2 protein-coding genes are annotated in these 2378 nt (G+C 34.7%); both read right to left on the bottom strand.

Going from position 1 to position 2378, the window contains the following annotated elements:
* Positions 1-137 precede the first annotated feature (137 nt).
* Positions 138-1526, bottom strand: a complete 1389-nt coding sequence (locus tag F6K49_RS41775; RefSeq protein WP_293107127.1) for a hypothetical protein — start codon at positions 1524-1526, stop codon at positions 138-140.
* A 78-nt stretch (positions 1527-1604) separates the two neighbouring features.
* On the bottom strand, positions 1605-2378 hold a 774-nt coding region (locus F6K49_RS41770; RefSeq protein WP_293107124.1), incomplete at its 5' end, for a hypothetical protein.

Below are 2378 nucleotides of genomic sequence, written 5' to 3'. Positions count from 1 at the left end.
ACTTTGGCCACCCTACTTGAATTGGGATTTTTTTTACTTGTAGGGTGGGCAAAAACAGTTTGGTTCAAATGAGTATTCTAGATAATAGAACTTTGCCCACCCTACTTGAATTGGGATTTTTTTTACAGGCAAGTCCCCTAAGTGGTGAAAAAAGCTAATAAAAAGCGGGCTGATACTTCGGCTGCATAGTGGCGAAATTGGTCATTTTTATCATAATCAGCGTAATCTTGGACTCCTTTAACCACAATCATCGGGATTTCGTGGATTTCAGCTACTGCACCAATCGCTGCACCTTCCATTTCTACCCCTAATGCTTTCCGTTGCAGCTTTTCCAGACGTTCAAAGAGTTTAGGGTCTTTTTGGACTTTACTGGTAGTAGCAATTACACCAATTTTAATTTGAGGATTTAAGGGGTCTTTGTAATGTTCCTCTTCTAAATAGTCTAGTCGTTCATTATTGATTTCTTTAATAGCTTGTTCAGTTAATCCCAAGCCATCGCTCTCTAATAAGTCTTTTTCTATTAAACGTTTCCTAACCTCTCTCCAATCCGGGCATTCTGTTCGTCTTTCTGGATGAGATTGAGGACTGTGATAACAGTCTGGCTGTTGTTGATAATCATAAAGCTTGTGGAGTAACCAACGTTCTTGATGATAGTAAGATTTTGGTCTAGGTATTTGAATAGTATTTAGCCAATCCTCAGGAAAATTTTGAATAGTAATGTCCCATTGACCTTTGAGATTATAGGTGCGAATATCATGGAATATTTCTTCCGTAATAATTTGTTTACCATGTTGGTTTTCATAGGAAGCAACCAGTTTACCATAGTCAAACTTAAAGACTCGATTAGCAACAACCACATCCCCTAAAAACGTTTTTTCTTTATTCCCTGCACATACTCCAGTCATCCCTAAACAACGGGGTTTTAATTCCGAAACCAGGCGAGTAGCCAGGTTATTAGTATAGTATTCTCCCATTTCCACAGGGTGAGCTGCTACAATAGTTAATTGAGTGCCGTTGCTATGGGTTAAAGTAGTTTGGTAATAGGGGTAGTCAGAACTATCCTTCAATTCTTGCCAGGTTTTTCCCGATTGATTATCGCAGTTCTTGAGGGCATCAAGTTCATCCTTTAGAGCAGTGATGATTAGGATATCAATAGTTGTTGATGACGGTGCTTTAATCCCAGATCCTGTTTGTAGTTTTGTAAATATTTCTAGATCTTGGTCATCTAAATTATATTTTTGTGGAGGTTCTTTAAGGATATAGTCTAAGAACGATACTAGGGGATGATACTCTTTTTGACTCGATCCTCGATAGTCTTTAAACTGAGAGACTAAACTAGTGATAAATTCATTAATGTTTGAATTAAAATTCAGCCTATTAATAAAGTATTTATCAACTCCAGCTTTTATAAGTAGACCTTTTCTTCCTGCTATGCCATCAATATTACTAAATATATTTAGTAATGAATCTTCTAGTTGGATAATATCATCTGGTGGTAAATCTGAGAATAGGCCAGTGTTTTTCAATTTAGTTTGCCTCTAGTAAGTGATTGTTTTAGTTTTTGATAGTCAGCTACAAGGAAACTAGCTGATTTGAGAAAAGTATTAAAGAGTTAACGTGGTTTCAATAACTTGTCTCAATCTTTTCCAGACTATTTCTCCTTTGAACTTTTCCCAGAATGATGAAGGTTGGTCATAAAAATAAAGTTGTGCGTCACTTAAGCAGTAAACAACAGGTACTCTGTACCATAATGTGTCTGTCTCAAAATCCAAAGGATTTTCTGTTCGTATACTCTCCTTAATTTCTGGTTCTAAATCCTTAACAATGGCTATAGCAAAGCAAACATTAGAAGGAACTCTTGCATTAAGAAGTTGTCCAAAACTAGATACAGTAGTTTTTTCTTTTCCATAGTGTAAGCATTGACTAGAATATTGTTGTAAAATTTTACTATTAATTTTAGTATTAATAGAGGGTAAGTCAGAGAATATGAAAAAAGCATCCCCTCTCATATTCCAGACTACGAAAGGAATTTCAAAATTAGGAATTTTACTGACAAGATTAAAGTGTTGTTCTTGATAATTCACATCATACTGAATATCTAAAGAGCCTTCTTGTATTAATTTTAGTTTAACCTTATCCAAATAGTTATCAATTTTATCGTTATTTTCACGAAAATTAGGATCATCACTAATTTCATGCGCTATTTTTTTAATTTTTTCTAGACCAATAGAAATTATTTTTTGAAATAGTTTGAGATCTTGGTCATCTAAGTTATATCTTTGAGGTTGTTGAAGGATGTAATCTAAAAACAAGAGTAGGGGATGATAATATGGGTTTTGAAGGGATACTCGATAGTCTTTAAACTGAGAGACTAAACA

Source organism: Moorena sp. SIO3I6 (genome assembly GCF_010672095.1).
Note: the sequence above shows the minus strand (reverse complement) of the source record. Positions and strands in the feature narration are given on the sequence as shown.